The following is a 21,562-nucleotide window of genomic DNA, read 5'->3' as shown; positions in this document are numbered from 1 at the left end:
ATCTGGATGAGCCGTACGGCACTGCCGTACGGCTTCTCTCGTTATTCAGGAGATTATCCGTGAACGAATCGATTTCCCTCGAGTTCGAGGTGCTTTCGGGGCTCTATACCGGGCTCAAGGGCAAGGCGGCGGGCGGGGAAAGTATTATCGGCAGCGGCCTCGATGCCGATCTGATCTTCGTTGAACAAGGGCTCGAACCGCATCACCTTCGCATCATCCCGCAGCGCGATTCGATCGAGGTCGAGGCACTCGCTGCCAATATCCGCATAGACGGTCACGAGAGCATCACTTCGGGCGAGCGCGTCAGTGTACCCGTTCCTGCGGTCGTTCATGTCGGCGCGATGTCCATCCGCTGGTCGATAGAGGATTTCCAGCCAGTTGCTTCGAGCAAGCGCTCGCGCAGCTCGATCGTGGCACTCAGCCTGGTCTTGCTCAGCTCTGTCGTGATCGGCACCCTCTCAACTATCTTCGCCCCCAGCGATAGCGCGGTGGCGCTAAGTACTGAGTCATCGCGCGTGGTCGAGATTGCCGCCAAACCAACTGTCGATCATTTTGATGCGAGGGCTGCTGATGGAATAGCCGACTCGCTGCGGCAACAGGTCGAACGAGCGGGCCTTCTTGATGTCAAGATAGGGGCGGGCCCCGGCGTTGTGACCGCGGAAGGCACAATTACGCCGAGCCTCGTCGCAAAATGGAAAGAAATCCAGCAATGGTTCGATCATCAAACCAACGGCACTCCTACCCTTGTGAATGCTGTCACGGTGAAAGAGGAGAGGATGCCCTCTTCGATTGCTGTCCAAGCCGTCTGGCGCGGAAGCGACCCTTATCTGCTAATTGCCGGCCAGAAGTATTTCGTCGGCGCGCTCTTGAGTAATGGATGGACCGTTGATCGAATTGAGGATGGACGAGTTCTGCTCAGTCGCAACGGCCGATCTGCCGCTTTGCCATATTAGGGTCTCTGCCCTGCAAGAAAGAAGGAGAAGGCGATGGCTAGGCTGCCCCAGTACGCCGTAGGACCCGGCACCTCATCGCAGGGATTAGATGCGGGCCGGCACGCACCAGTCATCGGCTCGCCTCCCTCGCAAGCTGATCAAATCGACGTCGGAGGCGCTCATGCGGATGGCGGCACGAAACGCGCGTCGTGGCGGGATGCGCCTTCGCATCATTTGCCAATTGATGGTGCGAGCGAAGCGGCGCTCGAGGTCAATTCCGTCGGTGCCATCTCGCGCGTTGCTTTGTTCGAAAGCGAGGCAGGGGCAAATGAGGCCGATCCACGCACGGTATTGGCTTCGCTCTATGGTCCCAATCTGTCACGCGGCCTACTCTCCTTCGTCGTTCCACGCCTCCGTCATCCGGACGTGCTGCGCGCCGACAAGCATAGTGTTCTTCTGGAGCGCTTGACCCGAACGTTGGAGGCGACGCCGGACGACAAGACGGCGCGTGAGTGTTTGGCGGTCCTGCAGCAGGAACTTCAGCGGTTATTGATGCTCCGGCAGAATCAAAACAGCTTAATCAAGGGCTAGCCATGGCCGATCCTGATGGATTGCGGCATGTCCCCGCACCCGTGGTTCCAGAAGTCCCCAAATCCGGTGATATTCTGTCGATCTCCGGGCCGGAGCGCGACCTGCTCTGCGCCCTCTCCTATGTCCACCTCGCGTGCGGGCAGAGCGCACAGAGTCTGGCTCTGTTGCGAATCGCAGCTCGCGAGCATTCCAACGACGTCGGTCTACTCCGCATTCTAGCCTACACGCTTATCTCCGAGCGCCTTGGCGACGAAGCGCTCGATGTGCTGGACCGGCTGGACGCACTTGATACGCACCCCTCTTCCCGCATACCGATGACGCTGTTGCGAAGTCACGCCCTGCGGCAAGCTGGCCGCATGGCCGAGGCTCGCGAGGTTTTTCAGCGCTATGTGTCATTGCGCGCGAGCACAGCCCTCATCAAACAGCAATAGGGATCTTTCATGGCCAACGTCTTGCGTAACTTCATCGTGCGCGCGCCGGCCCACCCGGATTTCATGGTCGCCTTGATGCTGCTTCTGGCGATCGGCATGATGATCATGCCGATCCCAATCATCGCGATCGACATGCTGATCGGCTTCAATCTTGGCTTTGCTATATTGCTGCTGATGGTCGCCCTCTATCTCAGCACACCGCTTGATTTTTCGTCCTTGCCAGGCGTCATCCTGATCTCCACGGTGTTTCGTCTGGCGCTGACGATCGCAACAACGCGGCTGATCCTTGCCGAGGGCGACGCCGGCAGCATCATCCACACCTTCGGCGACTTCGTCATTTCAGGGAATATTGCGGTCGGAATCGTCATATTCTTGATCGTGACCATGGTCCAATTCATGGTTCTTGCCAAGGGTGCCGAACGCGTCGCAGAGGTGTCGGCGCGCTTCACGCTTGACGCGCTGCCGGGCAAGCAGATGGCGATCGATGCGGAACTGCGCAACAGCCACATTGATCAACACGAAGCACGTCGCCGGCGTGCCGCGTTGGAGCAAGAGAGTCAACTTCATGGCGCGATGGATGGTGCCATGAAATTCGTTAAGGGCGACGCGATCGCCGGGCTGATCGTAATCTGCATCAATATGCTGGGCGGAATCAGCATCGGCCTGCTCTCCAAGGGTATGTCGCTCGATGAAGCGCTGCATCAATATACGCTTCTGACGATTGGTGATGCACTCATTTCGCAGATTCCGGCATTGCTACTGTCAATTACCGCCGCAACCATTGTCACGCGCGTCAACGGGCCCTCCAAGCTCAAACTCGGCGCCGATATCGTTCACCAACTTACCGCAAGCACGCAGGCACTTAGGCTAGCCGCCTGCGTCTTGGTATTTATGGGGCTCGTTCCCGGCTTTCCTTTGCCCCCGTTTGTCATCCTGGCCGTCCTGTTCGCTGCGGCAAGCTACGTCACGGTGGGCGCCAAAGGTGACAAGCCTGACGCCAGAACAGGAGCTGGCGGCGTTGCTTCGGCGCCGGCTCCCACAGCGGCTCAGAAGCAAACCGTACATGCGGAAGCACTCCCGATTGCGTTGTTCCTTGCACCGAACTTGACGGATTCGATCGCCAAAGACGAGCTGGAAGAGAGCATTGCACGTGTTTCAACGCTGGTGTCGGCGGACCTTGGCATCACCATCCCGCGCATCCCGGCCCAGATCGGCCAAAGCTTGTCCAGGTCGCAATTTAGGGTGGATGTCGACAGTGTGCCAGTTGAACGCGATGTGATCAATCCGGGGCACCTGGCGCTCAACGACGATGTGGCGAACATCGAATTGAGCGGCATTCCCTTTCGGCAAGACCCGGAGACGAATCGGGTCTTGATCGAAGAACGGCATGCAGCCGCTCTCAAAACCGCCGGAATCGGATATCATCGGCCGAGCGACGTTCTTGCCTTGCGCCTCCATTCCACATTGACACGCTATGCACAGCGCCTGGTGGGTATCCAAGAAACCCGCCAATTGCTCGCCCGGATGGAGCAGGAATATCCTGACCTGGTGAAGGAGGTGCTGCGTACGGCCACCGTCCCTCGGATCGCTGAGGTCCTGCGCCGCTTGCTCGATGAAGGCATTCCCATCCGCAACACCCGCTTACTCCTGGAGGCGCTGGCAGAGTGGAGCGAACGCGAGCAAAACGCCGTCCTGCTCACCGAATATGTTCGTGCTACTTTAAAGCGACAAATCTGCTTTCGGTATGCTAATGCCCATCGCGTTGTGGTTGCGTTTATCATCGAGCGCGAGAGCGAGGAAATCATCCGCGGCGCGGTACGTGAAACGGCCGTCGGCCCATACCTCGTCTTGGATGATTGGCAGAGCGAGAAGCTGCTTGCACAATTCCGTCAGATCCATGCGACCATCGCGCAAAGTAAGAGCCAGCCTGTCGTTCTCGGTTCGATGGATATCCGGCGTTTCGTACGCGGTTTTCTCACGCGCAACGGGATCGACCTGCCTGTTCTGTCCTATCAAGACCTCGCCGCGGACTTCACGGTCCAACCGATTGGATCCGTTAAGCTTCCCAAGGCGCCTTCCTCGGGAGGGCTCCTAACAGCTGCGAGCTAAGAGTGCGCAGCAGTTCCTCGTGAGTAGCCTATGAATTCAAATGAAATCAGGTGCCGGCGGTACTTGTGCTCCGCCAGTCCAGGCCCGCGGCCGGCTCTGCTTGCGATGCTCGCTGTTGTGCTGCTCGCCGGCTGCGCTAGCCCGGATAGGCATGGCCTTTCACCGCAGCCGTCCACATCAGATTTGGCAGATGCCAAAGAGGTCGACCCTGCCAAGCGCGAGCGCATTTCACAGGCGCTCGGTCGGGATGCTGACGAGGCGGCGCTGCGCGATGCATTGAAGGAACAACCGAACAACATCGATGCAGCGATCGCTCTTGCGCGAGCCCTGCTGAAGCGCAGGAGCCCGAATGACGCGCTTGAGGTGCTCGATACCGTTCTATTGGCCGCTCCCGGCGATCTGCGTGCATTAAATGCCAAAGCTGTTGTCCTTGATTACGAGGGTCGCCACCGGGAGGCCCAGGAGCTTTATAATCAAGCTCTCGCAGCTGAACCCGCAAATCCGATGTTGCGCAACAATCTCAAACTGTCGCTCGCCCTTGAAGGCAAGACGCAGACTGAGAACGCCAACCCAGCACCAGTGGCTGACGGCCGGAACGCCTTGGTCCGATCGAGATAGCGTGGCGAGCAAAGAGCGAATCGTAAATGCTCGCGGCACAGAAATCAGCTTGCCGACCGCCGATAATCACTATTAGCGCGGGATCTGGAAGGGCGGCCACTGCATTGACGCCCTCTATAGAGAAAAACGAACTGTCATGTTTCAGCTGATCAATGATTTATCACTGCCCAACGCGCTTCCGAGCTCGATGAAATGGGACAGCGGGCGAGCAATGGCCACGACCTTGATGACAGCCAACCTTTCTGGGATATATTGTCTAACGTGAATTCGGCGCCTTGCCGATCCTCGACGGCAACCGGGCCGTACTCCCTCATTTCCGAGCCGCCGGTGGTTGAGATCTCAAGGTCTCTATTCGAGAACAAGCTGGCGGAGTATTATGGCGACGACATAGAGCATATTGCTGCGAATCCGCAGAAGTACTCGCATCCGGTCTCCCAAAACGCTCAACACACAGCGAATGTTGCGTTTCGCTTCGGCACGAAGGCCGAAGGCTGCGCCAGCGCATACTCTTGGATATGCACGACCTTGATTGACGACGTCTGCATCCGCGTGGAAGAGAGGGATTGCGCTGCACAAATATGGCCTCCGCGCTTACCTTCCGTGCGCGACGTCGCAGCCGTTGGCTGGCAAGCGCGCCTCGACGTCCATCACGGATTTATCGGACGCAATCTGTGCCACCGCCGCTTAGTAGATCTGCTCGCGGCGGCTCTTCGCCGGTCGACTAGAGGGTTGAATATTGCGCTTCTCTGCCGAGAACCTTGTGAGCCACCGGTCCTGTTTGCCACTTCTGACGCATACGCCCCGCGAGCGATGCAACTGCGACCCTGGCATGGCCGGTCGCTGGTCCTGGTCACTATCGACCGCGCTGGAGGAGTTGCGCAGAACTGATCGCCATCCTGCGGTTGGGCGAGAGCCCAGGCCGCTCGATCGCCGGGCTGCTGCACATGACCGCTACGCTGCCCATGATTTCACGCGAGGGTTGGATTGCGCAACCTGGTCATTTTCTTGAACTGAAGTGGACCCTATGCTGAGGGCTACCGGGTCCGGTTTCTTAAGTGGAGCTGCTGCCGTTCGTTCTTCCCAATACTTTACGCTACTCTTGCTTGCTGCTGTTGTGGCTGTGGGGATCTGGGCAACGCGCAGCGTTGTCCAAGCTTCTCGCTTGCGAGAAGCGTCATATCCACAGCCTCCTCGCCGAATGCGCCGGTGACACCGGCCTGCCAGACCGCCATCGGCGCGCGGTTTTCCAGCGCCTGATGGGGCGCTGGAAATTGTAAACTCGATCCATCGGGCGATTCCGGCTTTGGCCTCGTGGCCATCCGAATAACCCTTGAGATAGATGTCCTCGTATTTGAGCGAGCGCCACAGCCGCTTGATGAACACGTTGTCCATTCAGCGGCCGCGATCGTCCATCGAGATCCTGACGCCGGGTGGGGGCCAGCGTGCCGGTGAAGGCGGCGCTGGTGAACTGGCTGCCCGGTCGGTATTGAAGATCTCAGGCCGGCCGAAGCGCGCCAAGGCCTCTTCGAGCGCAGACATACAGAACGATGTGTCCATCGTGTTCGACAGGCGCCAAGCCAGCACCGCACGGCTCGCCCAATCGATGATGGCCACCAGATATAGAAAGCCCTGGCCGATCGGCACATAGGTGATATCGGCCGCCACACTTGATTTGGCCGGTCGATCACCATATGGCGCAGGAGATACGGGAACATTTTTTGTCCCGGCGCCGGCTTTGTGGTTCTGGGCTTGGTCCCAGCGCGGCGATGCCCATCTTGCGCATCAACCGCTGCACGCGCTTGCGATTGATGCGACAGCCTTCGCCATTGAGCATCGCCGTCATCCGCCTCGAGCCCAGGAACGACAAGGCCGTGAACAGCTGGTCGATCCGTCGCATCAGCTCAAGATCGTTGTCATTGGCCGGCCGCGGCGGCCGATATACGCTCGATCGCGCAATGCTCAGCAGTTGGCATTGCCGGCGGACCGATAGACTCTCATGTCGCGCTGACGCAATCCTCGGCGATCCGGCGCGCTCATCTTCCGGACCTCCTGGCTAAGAACTCTCGCTCGATCGTCAATTGTCGATCTTGGCGTGGAGCTTCTCGACCTCCAGTTCGTGGCCCGCCTCGCCATCCCGACCAGCGCCCGCGTCGAACGCCTGAACCGCTTGATCCTGAAGCTGCTTCCTCCACGCTTAAGTCTGGTTCACATGCACCTGGTAGCGCTGTGCCAGATTCGTCAGGGTTGATTGTTCTCGCAGCGCCTCCAAGGCGATCTTTGCCTTCAGCGCTGCATCGATTTTCCGTCTCGTCTTCTTCATGGTCCGATCCGTTTATCAAAACGGAACGGCATCCGCACCACCTAAGCCGCCGGTCCAAAATCCGGGGTCCACTTCAAACTTCACCTATTGTTGGACGGTGGATCTGTGGATCGTCCGGTACCAGGCGAACAGTTAAAATGTCTTTCGAGCTCCGCGACCGCGCGCTCCTCCCACTCTACAGCTTGCGCCAGCAATGAGCTGCCTTGAATTGGCCGAAATGCGGCAGCCTGCCGGCACAGAGACGCTATCGCGCGATAGCGGCGCACGTTTTCCATAACGGCCAGTCCGGTCATGTGCGGATATTTCCCCTGCTCTCCTAGACGAGAACTTGCTGCATAACAGTTTTCGATCCGTTAGCGGCACGAGCGAACGGCGTGAATGGTTGGCAGAATCTTGCCGGCCTGACAGCCGACGAATGTTTTCCCAATAGGAGGCCTTCCATCAAACGCGGTCATGCCAGTTAAAAGGCGCTGCTGCTCCGCGTTTGCTGAAGTCTACGAATTCAGCCAGGGAAGAGCATAGATGAAGAACAGGAGTGAGCGCACGCCTCGGCTTGCCCATCAGTCAAATGACCTGGTGCTGCTTGGCTTCCAGCTTGATGTGACAAGCGGAGGCCAACACCTGTCAACCTCCTCGACGAGGCCAAGGTTTGGGATCTACTCGGACGCAGATCAACATCCCTTGGAGCCTAGCTTACGCCCGAACCTCGGTCCCATGCCACATGACATGGCCAATCCTGCGCGGTCCAGACTGACCGATCGGTAGCGCGAATCAGCGGCGTCGCTGGATCTGCTGACACTAAGCGCTCCTGTCAGTTCGCAGCCCCGCCGAGGCGGCGCTCTCGGCGTCAGGCGCGTCATCTTCGACCACCGGTTGAGAGTGGTGCTTTCGACTTGCGGCCCTCGGCCACAAGCACTGGCTGCCCCATTCCAGGTGACGCTTCAGTTCAGGTCGGAGATCTCTGGCCTAGAATCAACCCGCCAAAACGAATAGCTGACGGCCCGTGTTGCTTGCAGCAAACTGCTTTGCGAACGTTTGCTTAACAATGGCACGCTAGAGCGCTCGCACCGCGATTAGGGGCACTCAGATGACTACGCCCATTCGGCGGAACTGGAGTCCAAAAGAACTATTCAATTCTCTTACGCCAGCGATGTTCAACGCCGCGCCGTCGGATGTACGTGCACGTTGGGATAAATTGTGGCCTGATCTGTACACGGAATATGACGCCCGGCACCTGAAAAAAGAATTAGCCGACAGAAATCTCATCGTTAGCGATGAGGCTGCGGCATTCTTCAGCGCCTGGGCGATCGACGAAGAGCGCCACACCGATGGCTTCATCCGCATCATTGAACTCGTCGCTAATGGATCCGAAAAGGATCTTCGGGAGAGTTTGGACGCTCGATCGCATGATTTTGATCCGATCGTTGAACACCTGAAGGATGAATTCTCCCTAATGGTTATGATCGCATTTGATGAGATGTGCACTTGCCGCGCCTATGCAGCAGAAAAGCCATTTTATGACACCCTTGGGAACAACACGTTCCATCATTGGCTGCGGGAGGTAATTGCCGACGAGGCGGTCCACTCGACGAACGCCGTTAACGTTATCCGCGCGCGCTATGGCGACCGCATTGGCGAAGTTGGCACAATTCTCGATAACCTAATTCGCGCGGCCGATAATCTACGCTATTCTGGCACCTTCGTGCTGGACTACTTCGGCGCAGTGTACTCCAAGGATCTGCTCGCCGACTCCCGCCTCGCGACCATGAGAAATATTGCCAAGCCACTCATCGTGTAGAGCCAGATGAGTAACAGCGAGCCTGGCGAAAGTTGCATCGGCGTCACATCGCTGATCAATCCACCTTTTCTGCAAGTTTTCCATTCTGTCAGTTGACGCCGAGTTGTCCTGACGCGTTGTGCGCAATGTCGTGTTCACGACATGTCGACGGTTCACCTTTGGCCAGAATAGTACGAGACGGTTCTGTTCCGTGTCCAGTTTGCGTGCGTGCGGCCGTGAGTACGCCACTCCGACAATTGGTCCGGCCTTTGCTCTGCTGTTTGGCAAACGACGTGCGGCTCCCCGCTTTGTCGGATTTGTCCGCCATGAACGTGGATCAGTATGGAGCGAAAGGCGATGCCATGCACAACCGGATTTCGGTCACCGCCAAGGCGGGAGGTACCGCCGCTAAAGCCTCCGACTCGACGACGCGCACCGCGCCGACGTGTCGAGCACAGAATAGATGATCACACTGACGTATACCTGCCTGATGAGGATAGCGTCTTTGCCGACACGGTCAGATCAGATCGACCAGCTAGCTTCACGCTTCAGAACGGCTTGCAGGTGGTCGTGATCCCGGATCACCGCACACCCGTTGTGACTCAGATGATCTGGTATAAGGTCGGTTCCGCCGACGAGCCGCCTGGCAAATCGGGGCTTGCGCATTTCCTCGAACACCTGATGTTCAAGGGCACCTCCAAACATCCGGCGAATGAATTCTCCATGGCCGTGCAGCGCGCCGGCGGCAATCAGAACGCCTTCACCGGATTCGACTACACCAGCTACTTCCAGCACGTGCCGCCCGAGCACCTCGGCAAGATGATGGGACTTGAAGCCGACCGCATGACCGGTCTCATTCTCAAAGATGAGAACGTGCTGTCCGAGCGCGACGTCGTGCTGGAGGAGTTCAATAAGGGCATCGCCAACCATCCAGGTGAACGGCTCGCTGAGCAGATGATGGCGGCGCTTTACCTCAACCGCTCGCCCCATTATCGGGTGGCGCCATGAAATCGAAAAGCTTACCCGAGAGGACGCGCTTACCTTCTACAAGCGCTTCTATGCACCGAACAACGCGGTCCTGATTATCGCTGGAGACGTCGCCCCCAAGGAAATCCGCTCGATGGTGAAGGAGACGTTTGGTGGCATCCCCACGCAACCATCGATTCCCCTGGAACGTCTGCGGCCGCAGGAGCCAACGCCGGCGGCGGCGCGCACAGTGACGTTGGCCGATTCCCGCGTCGAGCAGCCAGCCCTGCACCGCTATTATCTCGTACCATCGGCTCGCACCGTAGCCGCCGGCGAGGGACCAGTGCTTGACGTGCTAGAGCAGTTGATGGGCGGCGGCGTCAACTCATATCTCTATCGCTCGCTGGTGGTCGAAAAGCAGCTCGCGGTCACTGCCAGAGCGAGCTACCACTCTGCCGCGCTCGATCCCTCGCTATTCGCGATCTCTGCCATACCAAAACCTGGCGTCACACTCAGCCAGATCGAGCGCTCCATCGACGAGGTAATCGCCGACCTTGCGCGTAATCCCGCGAGCGCCGAAGATCTCGAGCAGGTCAGAACGCGGCTGATCGCGCAGGTAACCTACGCCCAGGACAATCAGGAAATGCTCGCGCGCTGGTATGGCCGCGGCCTGACAACGGGACTATGCATAGACGATATTCGAGGCTGGCCGGACGGCATCCGCGCGGTCGGTGCACAGCAGGTGCGCGAGGCCGCGCGGAAATGGCTCGACAAGAAACGATCGGTGACCGGCTATCTCATCAAAGAGTCTACGCCAAAACACGGGGAGAAGCTCTAGTGGTCCATCCTTGCACACGACGTGGGATCCTCCTCGGGGGAGCCTCGCTCTCAATCGCGATGCTCGCTTCGCCAAATTCGCTTGCCGCCACCAGGACGCTTGCGGGGACCAGGATCGAGCGCCTGGTTTTGTCTTGCGGTATAGAAGCCTGGTTCGTGCAGGATTCCACTGTCCCGTTGATCGCGATGGAATTTGCCTTCACCGGCGGCGCGGCTCAGGCCCCCCTCAAAAACCTGGCGTAGGCCACATGGTTGCTGGCCTGCTCAAGGAAGGTTCCGGCGACCTTGACTTCAAGACCTTTCATGAGCGGCTCGACCGTTGTGCCATTGAGCTGGGTTTTCGCTCGACCCATGATCACTTCCGCGGTGCCTTGCGCACGCTCGAGGACAACGCGGACGAGGCCTTCGAACTTTTACGGATGGCGCTAACCTCGCCGCGTTTCGACGCGGCCGATGTCGAACGGATCCGTGCCACTGTGCTTGCGCGCCTTCGGCACGACTCGACCGATCCTTCGTCTCTGGCCCATCGCAAGTTCGTCGAAGTCGCCTTTAGCGATCATCCTTATGCTCGCCCAGCCGGAGGCTCGCTGGAAAGCGTGCCGAAGATCGAGGTCGCGGATCTCAAGGGCTATGTCCGACGCGTGATCGCAAAAGACACGCTCAAGATCGCGGTGGTCGGCGATGTCGATCCAGGGGTCCTCTGCAAACTGCTCGACAAGTCCTTTGGCAGCCTGCCGACCAAAGCGGAAGCGACGCCGGTTCCCGAAGTCGTCGCAGCAAAGCCGCCGCAGCGCGTCTTTATTCCGCTCGACGTACCGCAGACAGTGTGACTTTTGGCGGACCAGCCGTCCGTCACAGCAAGCCCGATTTCATGGCCGCCTATGTCGTCAACCACATACTCGGCGGCGCCGGCCTGACGTCGCGCCTGTTCCGGGAAGTCCGCGAGAAGCGCGGACTGGCCTATTTCGTCCGTGAGAACCTGGTCTCGTTGGATCATTCAGCCATGTTTCTCGGCAATAGCGGCACCTGCGCCGATCGTGCCGGCGAAACGGTCGAAGAAATCGAGAAGCAGGTCCGCCACATCGCCGAGGAAGGACCGACTCAGCAGGAACTCGATGATGCAAAGTCCTACCTGAAGGGCTCGCAAGTGCTGGCTCTCAACACATCATCAAAGCTTGCGCGAACGCTGCTGCAGCATCAGCTTGACAAGTTGCCCATCGACTATTTCGAAAAGCACAACGCCGTGGTCGATGGGGTGACGTTGGAGGACGCCAAGAGAGCAGCGCAGCGGCTGTGGGGCGAGGGTTTGCTCACAATTATCGTCGGCCGCTCCCCAAACGACGCAGCGCAGCCGACCACCATGCCATCGGGGACCACACCCCCGCCAGGCGCCCAGCAGCTAGACGCCGCCCCGACGGCGCCACCGAATTGACCTTGTAGCAGCCCAGGCGCGTAGCAAGCGCCTCCCTGTTACGCGCAGAGTGCGTCTTGCCATCCGCCTTTAGCTCGCGGAGATATTCGCTCGTTGGGCAGGTACCATGCGGCCGCTCGAGTGCCGCTTTTGCTCAATCGCGTTGCTAAACAAGGCGGCACAGTCCGGGTTGACGTGTTCAGGGTAGCGAAATGCAAAAATAGAGCTATCACCAAGAAAAACGGCCTCAGCGGGGGGATACGCTGAGGCAGAGCTTCCACTGTGGTCGTGCCATTGGGCGAATGGCACAGACCTGGAAGGAACGTTTACCAAATGCTTGTTCTTAATTCTTTCCATTTCCGGCCTACCCAGCGATCTCCGGATCGGAGCTCTTCGCGGCGGCCGGGGATCGCTACTTTCAGCGGCCTTCGGCGGCAGCTATGAGGTCGACACTTCCTGTTTTGCACGTCTCCCTCGATTGTTGCAGTAAGTATCCGCCTTAGTCGCATTCAGTTGTGCTCGATACTCTGGTCGGCTGGCGTTTGTACCGTGGCGCCAGCGGGATCGATGCCCCCTAGAGCGCAGCTCTAGGGGCGTGCGTCCCATGAAGGATATGAAGGTGAGCATGATGTCGCTTCACGCCGAGGCCGAATATGCAGACCAATTATCTAAAGCGCGACAGACCAGAAGAAACGAGAACTGGACGCGCACCTCGCACCCCATTTCAGGCGGGCTTGCCTAGCAAATCGAAAGGGTGGTCAGAGTGGGCGCTTTAAAACGGTAATGTACACCGTCTGCCGCACTCAAGGAAGCGGCCCAGCGAGAGCGCACACGCGCCAGGCCATCGTTCATTCCCTGCAGATTCTTCTCGACTCGCACCACGTAGCCTCATCGACGAAATCTGTGCCCAAGACAAAGATCGCCGGTCCCGGTCGCTCGACGCCGGCTTCTTCTGACGGAGCATCCTCGATATCGCTTCGCTACCGCCGTCGGCCGGCGCCCCCGCTCACCCTTCGATCTTCCATCACACGATAATCTCGCTTCGGCGCGAACAGATGCATGCTTGCTATTTGCGTCAGCAATCCGTTTTCAGCGCTCGCATATCTCGATATTCTTCAGCAGAGTGAGAGCTCGGTCGTTCAGGGTCATCTCCCAGTAATGGACCAGCCACTTCGCTGTCTGCCGAAAAGACGACGATCTGATCCAGCAGACCTTTGATGATCTGCCAAGCCATAGTCGGACCGCGTAGCACCGCCTCGATTGCGCTTCCACCGAGCTCGCAATCTGACGCTACGTAAGATTCGGCCGCTTCATGCCAGTCTAGATAGCGGCAGCGATAGATCACGCAATCGCAACGATCACCACGGGCAGACCGTTGATTCTTGCCGGCGCATTCCAGCCGCCCACAAACCTCACGCAGATCACCAGCACAAGTGATTTACTCCCCATTTTCGGCCTGCATCGTCGTTTCGATCCAAGGACGTCACTCGCTTGATGTTGAAAACGTTCATCGGTTGCGGAGCTCTCGCATCGAAGGTTCATTGCCCCTTCTTTCTGCCATGTTCGCACCCAAAGCAGAGACGCGCCGGTTGCGCACTTTGCGCGCCGCGATAGCGAGTGTCTCAGGAGATTTCCATGGTGAAGCCAGTTGTAATTGTGGTCGGTGCGGACAAGGGAGGAGTCGGCAAGACGACCGTATCACGAACGCTACTGGACTACTTCAGCGTCAACAACGTGCAAACACGCGCATTCGACACGGAGTCGCCTCGGGGAACGCTGAAGCGCTTTTATCCCGAGATCACCGAGATCGTCGACATGACGACGACGGCGGACCAGATGAAGATTTTCGATACCCTGAACTCAGGGCTGTCCGTCACTGTCATCGATGCTCGCGCAGGCTTACTGTCCTCTGCGCTGGCTTCCTTGCGCGACATCGGATTTCTGGACTCGGCGCGGTCTGGTCAGATAACATTTGCTGTGTTCCATATCCTGGGATCATCCATCGCTTCGCTAGACGAGATCGCGGAAACCGCGACCTTCATGAGCGGCGCAAAGTACTACCTAGTCAAGAACTTCATCAACGACACTCAATTCTTCCAGTGGGATCAAGCGACCTATAATTCCTATTTTCACCGCATCAAACATGCGACTGAGTTGGTCATACCGAAGCTTAACGAGATGGCCTATGAGCAGGTGGAAGTCGCATCCGTCCCATTCATAGACTTCGTCGCAAACAAGGGGCGGAACGATGAACCTGCGAACAACTCCTTCGTGCTGCGCGGCTATGTCCGGCACTGGCTGGCAAATGTCTGGAGCGAATTTGATCGCATCAACTTGACGGATTTGGCCGGGGCCAAGTCCGCCACCCGGGCCGGCGAGAAGTAGTCGCATATTCGGCGAGCTCAGGTCGGGCCCACGTACGAAACGAAATTGATCTGCCGGCTATGTTAGCGACCCCCATCTACATCATCTGCTCTCCTAGCCCGCAGGTCGGTAAAACTCTCATCGCTCGGGCCATGAGCGAGTTCCTGCTGCTGAAAAACGGCACAGTGCTGTCGTTTGATGTCAACTTGAAAGAGCCGTCATTGCTCGACTACCTCCCCAACATCACGGAGACCGCGGATGTGATCGACACTTACGGCAAGATGCAGCTGATGGATCCTCTTGTCATCCACGATCGGGTACCCAAGGTCATCGATCTGGGCTTTCACGCCTTCGACGAATTCTTCAAGATGTGCGAGGAGATCGGCTTCATGAAGGAGACGGCGCGCTGCTATGTCGCCCCTATCATCCTCTTCGTTGCGGGCGCTGACCGCATCTCCTTTCGCGGTTACGAAATGCTGCGGCGGCGAATTCCGCCGGCGTCGCTGGTCACCGTCCACAATGAATTCGTGCTGCGCGGCGGATTACCTGAAGCGATGGATGGCGAGCGGGTGCTTCGGATTCCCGCGCTTCCGCTGTTCCTGAAGAGATATATAGACCGACTTAGCTTTTCCTTCACTGGATATCTGCGCAACGAGAAGGACTGGTCGACCGAGCTGCATCAATGGATCCGACGGAATTATAGCATGTTTCGCGATCTGGATTCGAGTGTGATGCTGCGAAATTCCTATCGATCTCGAGGGACGGATATCGACAGCCTACGTTGCACAAGGGCTACTTGAGATTCCGATCTGCTCGCCATCTATTCGTCCGGCCTATGAGTAGTCTTCATTGGCGTTCTCAACGGGATGCGAACGCATGAATTGCGGTAGACGAATCTTCAGGTGGGTTGCGCATCTTTACCGTGGCGTCCGCACGACCACGCGACCGGCAATTGACGGCAGCTCATTCGCCGAATGGCTCATGCAGACACGCCGTCCTCGAAAGGATCGATGACCGTCTCCACCTTGTGAGCGGCTAGGCGGATCGACGGGCCCTTCCATCAGAGGAGGCTCATAGATCAAGGCCGAGTTTCCCGAGCACCTGGTGCATGACCGCGCTTTTGATCTCGCGGCCGATCTCGTTTCGGATCTGGGCTCCGAGCACCCGCTCGGCATCGGCATCGCCTGTCAAACCTTCCTCGGCCAGTTGGAGATTCAGACGGGTCTGAAACTCTTCGCCCATCGCGTCGACGAGCCGCTCCTGCATGGCAGCATAATCTTCGGGCGCGATGCGCCTCGTCACGCTTTCCCACGGTTGCTAGCGCGTTGCCACCATGATTTCAAGGCTAGCCACAGGGCTTCGGTACCCGCTGTCTACGCTTCACGAGCGACGTTGCCGTCACCCATGCAAGGCTCGCTTCCGGCTGGCGGGCTCCGCCTTTGCCGGGAGGGCGTCGAACCCTCTGGGTCACGATGAAAGGTTTCAGATCACATTCTTCCTCCTTTCCAGGACTTGTCCTGACGCAAGCTGGGCGCACGGCAGGCGCAAGTTCTTCGATCTCGCGCGGCTCAGCAAGGCGCCGATCGCCGCCGAGGCGCTCAAGCATAACGCTGAGTTCTATGCCATCGAGAAGGACATCCGTGGTCGGAGCGCCGAGGAGCGACGTCTCGATCGACAACAGAAAAGCCGGCCGCTCGCCGACGCATTCCAAAGATGGCTGCGAACGAAACTCGGTTTGATCAGCCAAAAGGGTAAGCTGGCCGATGCCATCCGCACGCTGGGAGGGCCTGACGCGCTTCATCGAAGATGGCCATATCGAGCTCGACAACAACACCGTCGAGCGCCCGATTCGCCCGATCACGCTCAATCGGAAAAACGCATTGTTCGCAGGTTCTGACGGCGGTGCCCAATACTGGGCCATCATCGCCTCCTTGATCGAAACCTGTAAGCTGAATCACATTGATCCGCTGGCCTACATCACCGATGTGCTCACCAGGATCGTCAGCGGTCACCCGAACCGCCAACTCGACAGTTTGTTGCCATGGGCCTACGGAAACGGATAGAATCAGGCCTGAGCGAAGAAAAACGACGAGCCAACATTTTTGAGGCGTGGCAGTGAGCGACAAGAACATCTTGTGGCAACAGGACGGGGTAGATCCCGGTTGGTTTACAGCCGATCACATCGGGTCGATCAGGAACAGCACGAGTTACCGTCCGGGCGGTTGGTGGTTCTTGCCTGCTTGGCTGCCCGACACGCAAGAACACGACGTTGGGCCCTTTAAGACCAAGACTGCGGCACTAGCTGAGGCGGAACGGCTGGCAGCCCTCCGCAAACCAAAAACATAGAGATCAGCTAACGTCTTGAACCCGTGTGTTCGGAGCAGCGCTTACGATCGACCAGCTACTGTCCTGGGCCTACCGCGCTCAAGCCCTCAAAGCCGTGGGCTGAACGACGCTTACAGCCAACCCAGGTGAAGCGTTGCTCGAGGATCGGAGTCTATCTCGGTGTCCTCTGCCAGATCTGCGCCCATCGAGTCGGGCCTGCCAGCGAGTAGCGACGTTCACGATAGGAGAGTTCGCTGTCGATAAGCTGACGGACCGCGGAGCGACGAAACTGGACAGCCCCCATCAGTTTCTCAACCTTAGGCTCAGCGCAACGCAGACGAATCACTTCGAGCTGGGCCGACTGGTGCCGGCACGCCGGCAGCGTGACGCTTAGGCCAGCAACTTTGCTGTCGCTTGCGGCGAGCTAACGCTTATGTAAATAGCTGAGCTAAAAAGCTTGCAGTCCATCGCGCCTAACGCCGCTCGGGCTTGGCTACGAGACGCGGCGCGCGCCCGATCTTAACAACACGGGCTAGCTAAATTTCTCCGATGATGAGTTCCCAGCCATTTTGATATCGACCACGAAGACCGGCCCTCCCCCCTTGGCTCACCCTCGCAGATCTCGACGGGCAAGCGCTGACGAGGCGGCACTTGACCGTACACGTTCGTCTGAATGATCGAACAGCTGCATCTGCACTGGTACGACACAGAGTTTCTGTATATCGAGCTCAATTTAGTCGATCCGCGCCGCGACCAATGAACTCGAGCATCGACTGCGCCTCGTTGATCTCGCGTGAAACACGTTTCAATATCCGTATTGCTATCTCCTCCGTCGCGATCAGTCCCGCTCTCTCGCAGGCTAACCAAAAATGGTGCATCACCTGCTCGTCCGAGGGCGCGATACGATTTTGCAACACGCTGGTCGTCAATGACGAGAGCATGTGCTCGACGACGTCATTCTCCGCCTGGCTCAAGCCCTAGTCCTTCTGATTTGATGTTCAGTTCTGTAATCTTTAGCCACCACATCGCGAGAGTGTCGCTGCGAAGGATAGTCGCCTTCGACATTGCAGTTTCATGCCCGTTGAACGCTGCTATCGAGAGATTTATTTGGTCGGTTACCTCACTGCTCGGACCGCTTCTCCTCAGCACAGGCGCACGGCTTCAGATAGCGTGAGTTGCACGATTTTGATAGCTCCACAGCGGCTTTCCGCTCTTTTGGGAGTGCCGACCGCATGATGGTGGAAATATGGAAAGGGCCCCTAATACCGACCTTCCCAATCAGAACGTCATCAAGTTGCGACACACGAGAAGCTATTCTCTCGCAAACGTCCTGCCGGCTTGACCTCCGGCCTTTCGGCTCAACGCGTGCATCTCGTGGCGTAGCCCCACGATCTTCCGGCGCGGATGCTTTCCTCGAAACTCGGCACAGAAATCTAGCCTGAAACTCAACCGCGGCCTTTTGCTGTGGCTCAAGTCAGGTCGCGCCCAGCGCCCGAACAGGCTACAAAGCCGCCAAACGCTTGCAAATTCCGCTGCCATCGACCATGTGGACATGCGTTGTGGGTTAATAGCTCCTGCTTGAGCCGTCTGTGTGTCGGACATGGATTAAACTGCTCTCCGGTTGTCGGCTTTTGTGCGCGCACCCATCAATCCTGCGGAGCGCAGGAATTGTGCAAGGCACACGATCGCGGCGCCGTGAAAGCGCGAGGATCTGCTGCGATTTCTCGTCACACGCGCGGCGCAGGGTGATATTGATGATAAGAGCTTCATACATCGAGCTGCTCGCCGAAAGAGCGGGCGGGAAGTCGCAAGTGCTCGGATGGAATTATTCGGCAGGAACGGAGCCAAGGAATGGCCGCTCGATGACGATCGCCATGCTTGATACTCCAGGGACGAAGTGAACTACATCTGTGATGACTTCAATTGATGATACGTTAAGTGAGATCAGGTGGCTGCGGAACGAAATCTGGCGCTGCCGCCGATTCCTTAAAAGGGACCTACCTGGCGCGGAGCGCAAGGCGGTTGAGAAGCGTCTGCTTGAGCAGCTTTCTGCCTTTGAACGGCTCTTGTCGACGGCGTTTCCTTTGACCTTGAGCCCCAAGTGCTCGGCCAAGAGCACCATGATCGGGCGAAGCGACTCCCCTCAAGCGCCCATCGAGAACGCCGCAATCCCATCAAGCGGGTCCTTCGGGAAGTCGATGGACGGCTGACAAGAGCGCGTAACATCTCGCATGGCTCTTCAAGGGCTGCAGTTCCTGAGAAGGCAAAGTGGCGTGGGCGCACTATCGTCGCTGATCGAGGCCCAGCAATTCACGGAGCTCAGTCCCCCTGATAGATGAACTGCGCTCGGCAGGCTGATCTTCCAGCCCGATCGACTTTCGGCCCCCAAGCTGGCCAAATTCCGGCACCCGTCAGTCCGAACACCTCACTGTCGCTCGATTTCTGCAACTGCCGCTCGGACGCCTCACTCTCAATGGAGGACGACCGGAAGCCTGTTGAGACGTCGTCTCGGTCCGTCGTTTCTCTCCGCCGCGATTGGCATCATGCGGCGGCATTCGCCGCGCAAGTTCTTGAAATTGTCCCTAAGACAAAACATGGCTACATCCACATCTCTACGCCCTGTAAAGCGGTCACAGAAGCGCATCACGTCTGGTCTGCACGACGTCAAGACTTCCTCGGCCCGCCGATCTCGCGCACGAGCCTGTCCTGTGCACCACGTGGCTGCGATCGCGATCACGATCGCAGCGAGGGCGGCTGCACAGCGATGCGCATTGCAAATCCAGCTCATTCGTCGCTCTTGATTCACCAAACCTGTCTTAAGCCGCATATCCTTCACTATTATTCTTCGCCCCGCGAGCGTAATCTGTTTACGATTGGGCGCCTCGGCAGCCACGGTCGCGCTGTTGCGGGCAGCCGCAATGATTACGGCCTCCCGAATCATCGTCCCGCCACGCGCAACACGCTCATTGCGAAGACCGAGATACAACAGAGATCGGCCGTTTAGCGCTTGTGTGGCGATGCTGGCTCCCAATATGACGTTCTGCTTCGCAATGCCTACAACCTGACGCTACGGTCGATTCAAGCACTTTGAGCGGCCGGCATGTGTGAACACGTTCTGAGAGGGGCATAATCACATTGGGGGCAGTAGGACGAACTCCCGACAACTGGACGCCTGACCGGCTGCCCCCGGGTAGGAACGTCACCGATGTTGGTGAATGACGCTTAGCCTAGTGTAGGGGTTGAAGGCGAAAAGGGCACGCATCGAGACGATCAGCGACAAGCTGCGTCGACGCAGCTCGCTTTGTTCGCGGTCCGAATCAGACCTTGACTTGCAGAGTCAAAGAGTTCGGCACGATGGCTTTCCGAGAAGCACAGAGGTTTGGACCGACAGGCCAGGATACCGTGGCTGGATGGTGATTGTCGCAACTGTCACGTCCTGTCGATTGATTTGATGAGCGCCGCCAAGCGGATTTTCAAGCCGATTCCCTCAATCGTTGTTTTTCGATCCGAGGCTATCGGCGAGCGGGATTATTAGCTGCAACATGTGTCATAACCTTGGGACGGGCGGGGTAGATGCCGGCCCAACGTCGATTGGTCATCGCTGGCAGCTGGGGTCACGTCGTGCGCCAACAGTCTATAACGCGGTCTTCAACGTGGCGCAGTTCTGGGATGGGCGCGCGCCGGATCCTAAGGTGCAGGCCGCAGGCCCTGCCCAGTCCAGCGTCGAAATGAATGCGACGCCGGATCGCGTGCTCAGCACATTGAATTCAATGACCGATTATGTGGTTATGTTCAGTAAGGCTTTTCCCAACGATGCGGCGCCCGTTACGTTTGAAAATTTCGCCAAGGCCATCGAGGCTTTCGAGGCGACCTTGACTACTCCTGCCGCCCCCTTCGATCAGTACCTCCATGGCGACGGATATGCTCTCACTGATCAGCAGAAAGCCGGGCTGAAGCTATTCATCGAAAAGGGATGCTCCTCTTGCCACAACGGAATCAACGTCGGTGGACGGGATTACTTCCCGTTCGGCACGATTGAAAGGCCAGCCGAAAGCCTGCTTCCGAGGGAGGACAAGGGTCGTTTTTCCGTCACCAAGGATCTCGGCGGCGAGTATGTTTTCCGCTCGGCGCCGTTGCGCAACGTCGCATTGCGTCCCCCCTACTTCCATTGTGGTCAGGTTTGGAGTCTTAAGCAAGCGGTTGGCGTGATGAGTGAGGTTCAGCTTGGCGCAAAGCTCAGCGATGAAGAAGCTGACGAGATTGTCGCCTTTCTGAATTCGCTCACCGGGCAGCTGCCAAAGATCGATTACCCGATACTGCCCACGCGGACCATTGCAACCCCAAAGCCCTCCTTAGATAAATAGGCCTTCACGATAGCGACACGCTGCGTTGTGATCAGCGAGGAAGATAGCGCTGCCGCAACGAAATCAGGCGATGTCCCGGTCCAAGCTGGAGCATTCAGCAGGCCCACATTGCGAGCCTCGAGCCCGAACCCGTTCGTCGCTGACGCAAGAATTCCTTAGGGGCCTGTCAAATTATCCATCTTTGGCAGCTCAATCCTGGGTCACCTCGTGTTGCAACAAAAGGCCCGCGCGCCCTGAACTGCGCCAGCAACCGGTGCGAGGAAGACGCTCTCCCGTAGCTCGAGGGCACAGCATATCACGTCACATCAGCCCTTTTTTCCAAGCGCCCGGCAGCCGACCTTCTCCTGCGCGCACATCGGAACCTTCGCCAAATCGGATTGCATGGACTTGTGCATCATTGACGAGTTTTACGGCGCGTGTTCGCCAAAGCACCATCTCCAATGCAAGAGGCGATGGATCATCCTCAGCTTCCATCTCCTAGCTCCTGCATGTGCGGTTGGTGACGCGAGCGTCCAAA

General features: G+C 58.0%; 18 protein-coding genes and 4 pseudogenes. 14 read left to right on the top strand and 8 right to left on the bottom strand.

The features are described from left to right. Positions 1-59 precede the first annotated feature (59 nt). From LRP30_RS07090 to LRP30_RS07070, 5 genes are all read left to right on the top strand, one after another. Entirely contained in the window at positions 60-953 is an 894-nt protein-coding gene (locus tag LRP30_RS07090) for an FHA domain-containing protein (protein WP_249759810.1), read from the top strand. Positions 954-986: 33 nt separating this feature from the next. Next, on the top strand, positions 987-1,523 hold the full coding sequence (locus tag LRP30_RS07085; protein ID WP_249759809.1) for a hypothetical protein: 537 nt from the start codon (positions 987-989) through the stop codon (positions 1,521-1,523). A gap of 2 nt (positions 1,524-1,525) precedes the next feature. Beyond that, complete coding sequence (locus LRP30_RS07080) at positions 1,526-1,954, top strand: hypothetical protein (RefSeq protein ID WP_249759808.1); 429 nt, start codon at positions 1,526-1,528, stop codon at positions 1,952-1,954. A gap of 9 nt (positions 1,955-1,963) precedes the next feature. Further along, the gene (gene sctV, locus LRP30_RS07075) at positions 1,964-4,063 is read left to right on the top strand and encodes a type III secretion system export apparatus subunit SctV (RefSeq protein WP_249759807.1); all 2,100 of its coding nucleotides are present in this window, start codon (positions 1,964-1,966) and stop codon (positions 4,061-4,063) included. A gap of 105 nt (positions 4,064-4,168) precedes the next feature. After that, a complete protein-coding gene (locus LRP30_RS07070; RefSeq protein WP_249759806.1) occupies positions 4,169-4,681 on the top strand; it encodes a tetratricopeptide repeat protein in 513 nt (170 codons plus the stop codon). Positions 4,682-5,632: 951 nt separating this feature from the next. On the opposite strand, the gene LRP30_RS07065 is transcribed toward LRP30_RS07070, so the two are convergent. From LRP30_RS07065 to LRP30_RS07050, 5 genes are all read right to left on the bottom strand, one after another. After that, positions 5,633-6,073, bottom strand: coding sequence for a hypothetical protein (locus LRP30_RS07065; protein WP_249759805.1), 441 nt, complete (start codon positions 6,071-6,073; stop codon positions 5,633-5,635). After that, positions 6,074-6,346 (bottom strand): DDE-type integrase/transposase/recombinase, encoded by a 273-nt coding sequence (locus tag LRP30_RS07060; protein ID WP_249759804.1) that lies wholly within the window; start codon positions 6,344-6,346, stop codon positions 6,074-6,076. It lies immediately after the preceding gene. Between the two features lie 19 nt (positions 6,347-6,365). Then, the gene (locus LRP30_RS07055; RefSeq protein ID WP_249759803.1) at positions 6,366-6,578 is read right to left on the bottom strand and encodes an IS3 family transposase; all 213 of its coding nucleotides are present in this window, start codon (positions 6,576-6,578) and stop codon (positions 6,366-6,368) included. 297 nt (positions 6,579-6,875) lie between these two features. Next, positions 6,876-7,001: a hypothetical protein gene (locus LRP30_RS44915; RefSeq protein ID WP_256477655.1), complete on the bottom strand. Its 126-nt coding sequence runs from the start codon at positions 6,999-7,001 to the stop codon at positions 6,876-6,878. An 80-nt stretch (positions 7,002-7,081) separates the two neighbouring features. Next, on the bottom strand, positions 7,082-7,294 hold the full coding sequence (locus tag LRP30_RS07050; RefSeq protein WP_249759802.1) for a hypothetical protein: 213 nt from the start codon (positions 7,292-7,294) through the stop codon (positions 7,082-7,084). Between the two features lie 794 nt (positions 7,295-8,088). On the opposite strand from LRP30_RS07050, the gene LRP30_RS07045 reads away from it, so the two are divergent. The 6 genes and pseudogenes from LRP30_RS07045 (at position 8,089) to LRP30_RS07020 (ending at position 15,156) form a co-directional block, all read left to right on the top strand. After that, on the top strand, positions 8,089-8,799 hold the full coding sequence (locus LRP30_RS07045) for a hypothetical protein (RefSeq protein WP_249759801.1): 711 nt from the start codon (positions 8,089-8,091) through the stop codon (positions 8,797-8,799). Between the two features lie 462 nt (positions 8,800-9,261). Beyond that, positions 9,262-10,582: pseudogene (locus tag LRP30_RS07040) on the top strand (pitrilysin family protein). A gap of 59 nt (positions 10,583-10,641) precedes the next feature. Continuing rightward, positions 10,642-12,013: pseudogene (locus tag LRP30_RS07035) on the top strand (pitrilysin family protein). Between the two features lie 583 nt (positions 12,014-12,596). After that, a complete protein-coding gene (locus LRP30_RS07030; RefSeq protein WP_249759800.1) occupies positions 12,597-12,734 on the top strand; it encodes a hypothetical protein in 138 nt (45 codons plus the stop codon). Between the two features lie 893 nt (positions 12,735-13,627). Beyond that, positions 13,628-14,377: a hypothetical protein gene (locus LRP30_RS07025; RefSeq protein ID WP_249759799.1), complete on the top strand. Its 750-nt coding sequence runs from the start codon at positions 13,628-13,630 to the stop codon at positions 14,375-14,377. Positions 14,378-14,436: 59 nt separating this feature from the next. Then, complete coding sequence (locus LRP30_RS07020) at positions 14,437-15,156, top strand: hypothetical protein (RefSeq protein WP_249759798.1); 720 nt, start codon at positions 14,437-14,439, stop codon at positions 15,154-15,156. Positions 15,157-15,427: 271 nt separating this feature from the next. Here the strand turns inward: LRP30_RS07020 and LRP30_RS07015 are convergent. After that, positions 15,428-15,688 (bottom strand): annotated as a pseudogene (locus LRP30_RS07015) (E3 ubiquitin--protein ligase); the annotation flags it as partial. Between the two features lie 196 nt (positions 15,689-15,884). Here LRP30_RS07015 and LRP30_RS07010 point away from each other — a divergent pair. Further along, positions 15,885-16,419, top strand: a pseudogene (locus LRP30_RS07010) (transposase); the annotation flags it as partial. 990 nt (positions 16,420-17,409) lie between these two features. Here LRP30_RS07010 and LRP30_RS07005 read toward each other — a convergent pair. Continuing rightward, positions 17,410-17,655 (bottom strand): hypothetical protein, encoded by a 246-nt coding sequence (locus LRP30_RS07005; RefSeq protein ID WP_249759797.1) that lies wholly within the window; start codon positions 17,653-17,655, stop codon positions 17,410-17,412. Between the two features lie 1,499 nt (positions 17,656-19,154). Here LRP30_RS07005 and LRP30_RS07000 point away from each other — a divergent pair. Both LRP30_RS07000 and LRP30_RS06995 read left to right on the top strand, forming a co-directional pair. Continuing rightward, complete coding sequence (locus LRP30_RS07000; RefSeq protein ID WP_249759796.1) at positions 19,155-19,685, top strand: hypothetical protein; 531 nt, start codon at positions 19,155-19,157, stop codon at positions 19,683-19,685. Positions 19,686-20,223: 538 nt separating this feature from the next. Then, the gene (locus LRP30_RS06995) at positions 20,224-21,045 is read left to right on the top strand and encodes a cytochrome c peroxidase (RefSeq protein ID WP_276017377.1); all 822 of its coding nucleotides are present in this window, start codon (positions 20,224-20,226) and stop codon (positions 21,043-21,045) included. 300 nt (positions 21,046-21,345) lie between these two features. Here LRP30_RS06995 and LRP30_RS06990 read toward each other — a convergent pair whose 3' ends face one another. Continuing rightward, positions 21,346-21,519 carry a hypothetical protein gene (locus tag LRP30_RS06990; protein WP_249759795.1) on the bottom strand — a complete coding sequence of 58 codons (174 nt, stop codon included), beginning with the start codon at positions 21,517-21,519 and terminating at the stop codon, positions 21,346-21,348. Positions 21,520-21,562 lie beyond the last annotated feature (43 nt).

It is taken from the genome of Bradyrhizobium sp. C-145, from assembly GCF_023375135.1.
In the GTDB taxonomy this organism is placed as follows: domain Bacteria; phylum Pseudomonadota; class Alphaproteobacteria; order Rhizobiales; family Xanthobacteraceae; genus Bradyrhizobium; species Bradyrhizobium zhanjiangense.
The sequence above is the reverse complement of the archived record's forward strand: the minus strand, read 5'-3'. Positions and strand labels throughout refer to the sequence as shown.

Bases quoted from the DNA above. Each gene is read 5' to 3' on its own strand.
- LRP30_RS07085 (WP_249759809.1), top strand. From the start codon at position 987: ATGGCTAGGCTGCCCCAGTACGCCGTAGGACCCGGCACCTCATCGCAG.
- LRP30_RS07080 (WP_249759808.1), top strand. From the start codon at position 1,526: ATGGCCGATCCTGATGGATTGCGGCATGTCCCCGCACCCGTGGTTCCA.
- sctV (WP_249759807.1), top strand. From the start codon at position 1,964: ATGGCCAACGTCTTGCGTAACTTCATCGTGCGCGCGCCGGCCCACCCG.
- LRP30_RS07070 (WP_249759806.1), top strand. From the start codon at position 4,169: ATGCTCGCTGTTGTGCTGCTCGCCGGCTGCGCTAGCCCGGATAGGCAT.
- LRP30_RS07065 (WP_249759805.1), bottom strand. From the start codon at position 6,073: ATGGACAACGTGTTCATCAAGCGGCTGTGGCGCTCGCTCAAATACGAG.
- LRP30_RS07055 (WP_249759803.1), bottom strand. From the start codon at position 6,578: ATGCGACGGATCGACCAGCTGTTCACGGCCTTGTCGTTCCTGGGCTCG.
- LRP30_RS44915 (WP_256477655.1), bottom strand. From the start codon at position 7,001: ATGAAGAAGACGAGACGGAAAATCGATGCAGCGCTGAAGGCAAAGATC.
- LRP30_RS07050 (WP_249759802.1), bottom strand. From the start codon at position 7,294: ATGACCGGACTGGCCGTTATGGAAAACGTGCGCCGCTATCGCGCGATA.
- LRP30_RS07045 (WP_249759801.1), top strand. From the start codon at position 8,089: ATGACTACGCCCATTCGGCGGAACTGGAGTCCAAAAGAACTATTCAAT.
- LRP30_RS07030 (WP_249759800.1), top strand. From the start codon at position 12,597: ATGAAGGATATGAAGGTGAGCATGATGTCGCTTCACGCCGAGGCCGAA.
- LRP30_RS07025 (WP_249759799.1), top strand. From the start codon at position 13,628: ATGGTGAAGCCAGTTGTAATTGTGGTCGGTGCGGACAAGGGAGGAGTC.
- LRP30_RS07020 (WP_249759798.1), top strand. From the start codon at position 14,437: ATGTTAGCGACCCCCATCTACATCATCTGCTCTCCTAGCCCGCAGGTC.
- LRP30_RS07000 (WP_249759796.1), top strand. From the start codon at position 19,155: ATGGAGGACGACCGGAAGCCTGTTGAGACGTCGTCTCGGTCCGTCGTT.
- LRP30_RS06995 (WP_276017377.1), top strand. From the start codon at position 20,224: ATGTGTCATAACCTTGGGACGGGCGGGGTAGATGCCGGCCCAACGTCG.
- LRP30_RS06990 (WP_249759795.1), bottom strand. From the start codon at position 21,519: ATGGAAGCTGAGGATGATCCATCGCCTCTTGCATTGGAGATGGTGCTT.